The following is a 7,978-nucleotide window of genomic DNA, read 5'->3' on the forward strand; positions in this document are numbered from 1 at the left end:
GGCAGCGTCGGTGCGGGCGCTGCCGCCGCGCTGACGATCGGCTGACGGACCCGGCGGACCTATGCTCTAGGCGTGTTGACCGTGGTGGTGCTGGGTCCGGTCGAGCTGCGTCGCGACGGCGCCCGCCTGGCCGTGCCCGCCGGCAAGACGACCGAGGTGCTGGTGCGGCTCGCGCTCGACGCCGGCGTCCAGGTCCGGACCGAACGGTTGATCGAGGACCTGTGGTCGGAGCAGGCCCGCGCCGTCGTGCGCAACACGTTGCAGTCGAAGGTGTCGCAGCTGCGGCGGGCCCTCGGCGATCCCGGGCTGGTCACCGCCGGCGGCTCCGGCTACACCCTCGCCGTCGACCCGGGCTGCGTCGACGCGCTGGAGGTGCTCCGGCTCGCTGACTCGGCCACCTCGTCACGCAAGGCCGGCGACCCCGAGGCCACGGCGCGGGCCTGCGCGGCGGCGCTGGCGATGTTCCGCGGCGAGGTCCTGCCCGACGCCGGCAGCGGCGCGTGGCTGGCCCCGCATCGGGCCCGGCTGGAGGAGGCGCGGCTGCGGCTCACCGAGGACTGGCTCGCCGCCCGGATCGACCTGGGCGCCGCCGGCGAGCTGGTCGCCGAGCTGGAGGGGCTGGTCGCGGTCCATCCGCTGCGGGAGGGGCTGTGGCAGCTGCTGATCACCGCCCTGTACCGGGCCGACCGGCAGGCGGACGCACTCGCCGCCTACCGCCGGGTCCGCCAGCGGCTGGCCGACGAACTGGGACTCGACCCCGGCCCCGAGCTGCGGGCGCTGGAGCAACGCGTCCTGCAACACGACCAGGAGCTGAATACCCAGACGCGGATCGCCCCGGCAACGTCGACCGGCCCGCCGGTATCCACCGGCCCGGCGCGGGGGAATCTGCCTGGTGTGTCGGCGTCGCTGGTCGGCCGCGGCGCGGACCTCGCCGCCGTCACCGGCCTGGTCGGCGACGAGCGGTTGGTGACCGTGGTCGGGCCGGCCGGGGTCGGCAAGACCCGCCTGGCGATCGAGGTGGCCACCACCGGCGCGCCGGCCGGCGGCGCGTGGCTGGTCCGGCTGGAAGCGACCCGAGCCGGCGAGCCGCTGTGGCCGAGCGTCGGTGAGGCGTTCACCATGAGCGCGGCCAGCGAGCCGATGGTCCTGGACCGGCTCCGCGGCGTCGACCTGCTGCTGGTCCTCGACAACTGCGAGCACCTCGTCGCAGACGTGGCCGACGTCGTCGGCCGCATGCTGAGCGCGGCGCCCGGGTTGCGGGTCCTCGCGACGAGCCAGGTGCCCCTCGGTGTCGACGGCGAGGTCCTGTACCCGCTGGCACCGCTGACGATCGCGGACTCGGTGGCGTTGTTCACCGACCGGGCGGCACGGCAACGCCGGTCGCTGCGCCCCGACGACGACACCGGACGGCTCATCGAGGACGTGTGCCGCTCGCTCGACGGCCTCCCGCTGGCCATCGAGCTCGCCGCCGCCCGCACCAAGGCGCTGTCCGTGCAGGAGATCGCCCGGCGGCTCGGCGACCGGTTCACGTTGCTGAACAACCCGACCAGCCTGCGCCCGGCCCGCCAACGCACCCTCCGGGCGGCCATCGCCTGGAGCTACGACCTGCTGTTCCCCGACGACCAGCGGGGGCTGTGGGCGCTGGCATGCTTCTCGGGCGGCGCGCCGCTCACCGCCGCCGAGGACGTGCTCGCCGCCCTTGGCGTGCCCAGCGCCTCGGCGGTCGACGTCGTCGACCGGCTCGTCGACCGCTCGCTGGTCAGCGTGGATGTCGCCGGCGGTGGGGTACGGTACCGCCTGCTCGACAGCGTCAGGGAGTTCAGCCTGGACCGGTTGCGCGAGGCGGGCATGGCCGACATCGCGCTCGGTGCTCACGCCGCGTGGTTCGCGGTCGCGGCCGGGCGGGCCGCCGACGGTGCGCGCGGACCGGACCAGGCCGAGCACCTGGCGGTGGCCGCGGCCGAACGCGCCAACATCGACGCCGCCCTCACCTGGGCCGGCGACCACGACCCCGCGCTCGGGCTGCGCATCGCCAACGGCTTCGGCTGGTCCTGGGTCGTCCTCGGTGCCGGTCCGGTCGCCGCGCAACGCGTCCGCGCCGCGCTCATCGCGGCGGATGCGGTGGCAGGGGCACGCGACCGGTCGACCGCGCTGCTGCTCGCCGGGTTCCTGGAGGCGTCCGGCGGCAACCTCGAGCGCGCCACCGCCGACATCGAGCAGGCAATGGCGATCGACGACGACGAGATGCGCAGCCTGGGCCGGCTGTACCTGTCGTTCGTCCACAGCCAGCAGGGCCGGGCCCAGGAGGCGCTGGTCCTCCTCGCCGGCTGCCGGGCCGACTTCCGCCGGCTCGGCCGTCGTTGGGAGGAAGGCGTCAGCTGGCTGCTGTCCGCCTGGGCCGCGATCGCGCTCGGGGACACGGTCCGGGGCAAGGCGGCCTGCACCGAGGCGCTGCGCCAGCTCATCCCCCTCGGCGACCAGTGGGCCCTGAACCACACCGAGGCCATGCTGGGTGAGCTCGCCCAGGCCGAGCACCGCTTCACCGACGCCACCGCCCACCTGCGACGCGCCGCCGACGCGACGCACCAGCTCGGGTTCGCCGCCGCCGAGGCACATCACCTGACCAACCTGGGCCGCGCCCAGCAACAGCACGGTGACGACCAGGCGGCCGTCGCCACCCTGGAACGGGCCATCGAAGCCGGCCAGGCCACCGGCGACCTGCGCACCGCCGCCCTGGCCGGCGTCCGCCTCGGTCGCGTCCTGCGCGGCCTCGGCCAACGGCAGCCGGCCCGGGCCGCCATCGAACCGGCGCAACGCTGGTACCTCGCGGCCGGCGGTGGAGACGCCGCCGCGCTGGCCGAATACCTCCTGGCCGTGCTCGACCTCGACGACGATGCGCCGCACGCCCTCCAGCGCCTCACCGACCTGCTCGCCACCGCGCGGCGTACCGGCGACGTCGAGATCGAAGTGCTCGCCCTGGAGGCGCTGGCCCGGTGCCACGCCGAGCACGGCAGCATCGGCGACGCCCGGGCCCTGCTCGACGCCGCGGATCGCCTGATGCCCGCGGTCCGGCACCTCGTCACGGACGTCGACCGGATCGACGGCGCCCGGGCGCGCTTCCTGCTCGACGACGTCCGACGCTGAGGCCACACCCGAGCCGGCAGTGCGGGTGCGCCCGAATTCTTCGCGCTATTAACCGGTCAATGCGGGGCGGCGACTTTCAATAGTCGTTCGGCATAACACATTTTCCGGCAGATGCCGGCGACATCGTGGGGCGGTGAAGAACGGCCGAACAGTGTGCCGTCACTGTGTCGCGAAACGGCTAGCATCGGCATTCACGAAAGGGTGGTGCAAATTGATGGTGCAGCGTCGAGCGGCGGTGGTTTACGACGTCGCGCGCCTTGCCGGGGTCTCGCATCAGACGGTGTCGCGGGTGCTCAACGACCACCCGAGTGTCAGTCAGACCACCCGGCAACGTGTGCTGGACGCGGTCCGCCAGCTCGACTACCGGCCGAACGCGATGGCACGGGGGCTGGCGGGGCGCCGGTCGCGGATCGTCGGTGTGGTCAGCTTCGACACGCTGCTGTATGGGCCCGCGGCGACGTTGCTCGGCGTCGAGCATGCGGCCCGCGCCGCCGGTTACGGCGTCAGCATCGCCACGGTCGAGCGGATCGATCGCCACGCGGTGGTGTCGGCGACCGGCGCGCTCGCGGAGCAGTCCGTCGCTGGGGTCGTCGTCATCGCGCCGCAGACAGCAGCCGCGGAGGCGTTGCACAGCATGCCCGCGGGGATGCCCGCGGTGGCGGTGGAGGCCGACACCGACGGGGCCATCCCGACGATCTCGGTCAACCAGGTCGCCGGCGCGCGGATGGCGGTGGAGCACCTGCTGGGGCTCGGGCACCGCACCGTGTGGCAGCTGTCGGGGCCGCGCGACTGGCTGGAGACCCGCGGCCGGATCGAGGGCTGGCAAGCGGCGCTCGTGGACGCCGGGCTGCCCGTGCCGGAGCTGATGACCGGCGACTGGAGCGCGCGGTCAGGCTATGCGGCAGGGCTGCGGCTGGCGGCCCGCGACGACGTGACGGCCGTGTTCGCCGCCAACGACCAGATGGCCCTCGGCATGATGAGCGCCTTTCACGAGCGTGGAATACGGGTCCCGGCCGATGTGAGCATCGTCGGCTTCGACGACATCCCGGAGGCGGAGTATCTCTCTCCCCCGCTGACGACGATCCGTCAGGACTTCGACGAAGTCGGCCGGCGCTGCATGGCCGCGCTGCTACGGATCATCGAAATGGACCGGCCCGAGGGTCCGGAGCGGCCGCCGGCCGACCCGATGGTCGCGCCGTCCCTGATCATCCGGCACAGCACCGCCACCCCGCGTCACTGACGCGGTCTGCCCGAGCGCACACCTTCGGCCGGACAAACCGCGCCGGCACACCCTGCACGGCAGGAATTGACGGAACCACACAGATTCTCAAGAAAGTGTTACGCGGCGACAGTTCCTGGAGTCGCCCGATGGGTCGCGCATCGACGACGCCCTCCGAAATGTTTCGGAAACTGTTGCCCTGTCGATATTGCCGTGTGAGCATTGCCTGCAATTGACGCCCACCGTTCTCGGCCCAGGCCGTGCGATATCACCGACACCCCCTTCTTCAGCGCGCGGCGGCCCGCCGTGCGTGCGGTAGTCGGCGGCCAAGACGCAGAACTGACAAGGAGGCCATCGTGGCAGCCATCCCCCATCGCCACTCCGCCAACACCCCGCGGAGACGGTCATTGCGAGTCAACCTTTCGATCAGCGCCGTCGTCGCCGCCGTCGCAGCGGCGGGTGCGGTGATGATGATCCCGGACGCGAACGCCGCCGCGAGCACCCTGGGCGCCGCGGCGGCGCAGTCGGGCCGGTACTTCGGCACCGCCATCGCCGCCAGCAGGCTCGGTGACTCGACGTACACCACCGTCGCCGGCCGCGAGTTCAACATGATCACCGCCGAGAACGAGATGAAGCCCGACGCGACCGAACCGCAGCGGGGGCAGTTCAGCTTCAGCTCGGGTGACCAGATCTACAACTGGGCGACCCAGCGCGGGATGAAGGTCCGCGGGCACACCCTGGCCTGGCATTCACAGCAGCCGGGCTGGATGCAGAGCCTCAGCGGCAGCAACCTGCGCCAGGCGATGATCGATCACATCAACGGCGTCATGGGCCACTACAAGGGCAAGCTCGCCTACTGGGACGTGGTGAACGAGGCGCTCAACGAGGACGGCAGCCGCCGGCAGTCCAACCTGCAGGGCACCGGCAACGACTGGATCGAGGTGGCGTTCCGCACCGCCCGCAACGCCGACCCGGCCGCGAAGCTGTGCTACAACGACTACAACGTCGAGAACTGGTCCTACGGCAAGACGCAGGGCATGTACAACATGGTCCGGGACTTCAAGTCCCGCGGCGTGCCGATCGACTGCGTTGGCCTGCAGACCCACTTCACCGGCGGTAGCTCGCTGCCGGGCAACTTCCAGACCACGCTGTCCAGCTTCGCGGCGCTGGGTGTGGACGTGGCGCTGACGGAGGTCGACGTCACCAACGCCTCGACGTCGCAGTACGCCGGGCTGACCCAGGCGTGCATCAACGTGCCCCGCTGCGTGGGCATCACGGTGTGGGGCGTGCGGGACAGCGACTCGTGGCGCTCCGGCGAGAGCCCGCTGCTGTTCGACGGCGGCGGCAACAAGAAGGCCGCCTACAACTCCGTGCTCAACGTCCTCAACACCGTCGGCCCGACCAGTTCGCCGACCACGAGTGGCGGCACGACGTCGGCCTCGCCCTCCACCCCCTCCGGCGGAGCGAAGCGGATCCTCGGCGCGCAGTCGGGCCGGTGCATCGACGTGCCGAACGCGTCGCACAACAACGGCACCCGGGTCCAGCTCTACGACTGCAACGGCCAGAGCAACCAGCAGTGGACCGCCACGTCGAGCCGGCAGCTGACCGTGTACGGCAACATGTGCCTGGACGCCGCCGGGTCCGGTAACGGCTCGGCCGTGCAGATCTACAGCTGCAACGGTCAGACCAACCAGCAGTGGAACGTCAACTCCAACGGCACCATCACCGGCGTGCAGTCCGGACGCTGCCTGGACGTCTGGGGCACCGGCAACGGCCAGCAGGTCCAGATCTACGACTGCAGCGGACAGGCGAACCAGCGGTTCAGCCTGAGCTGACCCGACGCACCGACCGCGGTGTGGCGGCATCACCTGCCGCCACACCGCTTCGCCTGTGCGCGGGCAACCGGCATCAGCCGCCGTCGTGGCTCGAGTTCCCTGATGCCGGCTGCAGCCGGAGCATGGTCCAGGACACCGGTGGCAGGTCGACCCGGACCCCGTCGTCGGCCACCGTCACCGAGGTGTTCGCACGCGGCAGGACCGTCGTCGCGTCGTCCGCCGTCGCCGACCACGTGTGGTCGGGATTGGACAGCGTCAGCGCTTCCACGGTCCGCAGGTCGGGGAAGCCACGCAGCCGGACCGTCAACCCGACCGGCTCGCTCGTCGACCGGTTCACAGCGAACAGCACCAGCCCGCCCGATTCCGGGTCGTACGTGGCGACGGCGTCGACGGCCGGCACGTCACCGAACCGCGCCGTGTCGTGGGCCGGCGCGTCGATCGCGACCCGCAGCACCTCACCGGCGGCGTGCCGGGCGGTCAGCGCGAAGGGATGGAAGGTCGTCTGCCGCCAGGACCGGCCGCCGGGCTCGGTCATGATCGGTGCGATGACGTTGACGAGCTGGGCGAGCGACGCCGCGTGGACCCGGTCGGTGTGCCGCAGCAGCGAGATCAGCAGGTTGCCGACGACCACGGCGTCGGCGACGTTGTAACGGTCCTCCAGCAGCACCGGGGCCACCGGCCAGTCGTCGCCGGTCGGCGGCCGTGACTCGGCCCGATTGACGTACCAGACGTTCCACTCGTCGAACGACAGGTTGATGCGCTTGGCGGTCTTGCGGGCGGCGCGCACCGCGTCGGCGGTTGCCACGACCGACTCGATGAAGTGATCCATGTCGACGGCCGAGGCGAGGAACGACGCCAGGTCGCCGTCCTCCTCGCAGTAGTAGGCGTGCGCCGAGATCAGGTCGACCACGTCGTAGGTCTCGCCGAGCACCACGCGCTCCCACTCACCGAACGTGGGCATGCCGGAGCCGGACGACCCACACGCCACCAGCTCCAGGTCGGGCTGGATCTGCCGCATGGCGCGCGCGGTCTCGGCGGCGAGCCGCCCGTATTCCAGCGCCGTCTTGTGGCCGATCTGCCAGGGGCCGTCCATCTCGTTGCCAAGACACCACATCCGGATGCCGTGGGGTTCCTCGGCGCCGTTGGCCCGCCGCAGGTCCGACAATGCGGTGCCGCTGCGCACGTTGCAGTACTCCAGGAGGTCCAGTGCCTCCTGGATGCCGCGGGTACCGAGGTTCACCGCCATCATCGGCGTGACGCCGGTCCGGCGCGCCCAGCGGACGAACTCGTCGACGCCGACGGTGTTCGGTTCGGTCGAGTGCCACGCCAGGTCCAGCCGGGCGGGCCGGGCCGCCCGTGGTCCGACACCGTCCTCCCACCGGTACCCGGACACGAAGTTCCCGCCCGGATACCGCACCGTGCTGACGCCGAGCTCACGGACCAGGTCGACGACGTCAGCCCGGAAACCGTCCGCGTCGGCGGTCGGGTGCCCGGGATCGTGCAGCCCGGTGTAGACGCACCGGCCCAGATGCTCGACGAATGAGCCGAACGTCTGCCGGCGGACCGGCCCGACGACGAACGTAGGGTCGACGGTGACACCGGCGAACAGCATGCATCCTCCTGAGGCCTTCGACGGTCGTTTTCCTGGTCACGGCGCAGCGAACCGCCCCGCAGGCTACAGGGCGGGGCGGCCGGGGGGGGGGTAGCCCCCCGGGCCCCCCCCCCGCCCCGGCGGGGCAGGGGTAAAGCAGGCGGACGGGCGGGGGGGTGGGGGGTTGGG

At 71.9% G+C, this 7,978-nt stretch carries 4 protein-coding genes; 3 read left to right on the forward strand and 1 reads right to left on the reverse strand.

Annotated elements, in window-relative coordinates:
- Positions 1 to 72 precede the first annotated feature (72 nt).
- From AB0K00_RS35605 to AB0K00_RS35615, 3 genes are all read left to right on the forward strand, one after another.
- Complete coding sequence (locus AB0K00_RS35605; protein WP_363529812.1) at positions 73 to 3,144, forward strand: BTAD domain-containing putative transcriptional regulator; 3,072 nt, start codon at positions 73 to 75, stop codon at positions 3,142 to 3,144.
- A gap of 133 nt (positions 3,145 to 3,277) precedes the next feature.
- Complete coding sequence (locus AB0K00_RS35610; protein ID WP_363529815.1) at positions 3,278 to 4,384, forward strand: LacI family DNA-binding transcriptional regulator; 1,107 nt, start codon at positions 3,278 to 3,280, stop codon at positions 4,382 to 4,384.
- Between the two features lie 386 nt (positions 4,385 to 4,770).
- Positions 4,771 to 6,198, forward strand: a complete 1,428-nt coding sequence (locus AB0K00_RS35615) for an endo-1,4-beta-xylanase (protein ID WP_363529818.1) — start codon at positions 4,771 to 4,773, stop codon at positions 6,196 to 6,198.
- Between the two features lie 73 nt (positions 6,199 to 6,271).
- On the opposite strand, the gene AB0K00_RS35620 is transcribed toward AB0K00_RS35615, so the two are convergent.
- Positions 6,272 to 7,810, reverse strand: coding sequence for an alpha-N-arabinofuranosidase (locus tag AB0K00_RS35620; RefSeq protein ID WP_363529820.1), 1,539 nt, complete (start codon positions 7,808 to 7,810; stop codon positions 6,272 to 6,274).
- Positions 7,811 to 7,978 lie beyond the last annotated feature (168 nt).

It is taken from the genome of Dactylosporangium sp. NPDC049525, from assembly GCF_040676755.1.
Lineage (GTDB): Bacteria > Actinomycetota > Actinomycetes > Mycobacteriales > Micromonosporaceae > Dactylosporangium.

What these genes read in the sequence shown, in the direction of transcription:
- AB0K00_RS35620 (WP_363529820.1), bottom strand. Translation starts at nt 7,810, where the DNA reads ATGCTGTTCGCCGGTGTCACCGTCGACCCTACGTTCGTCGTCGGGCCG.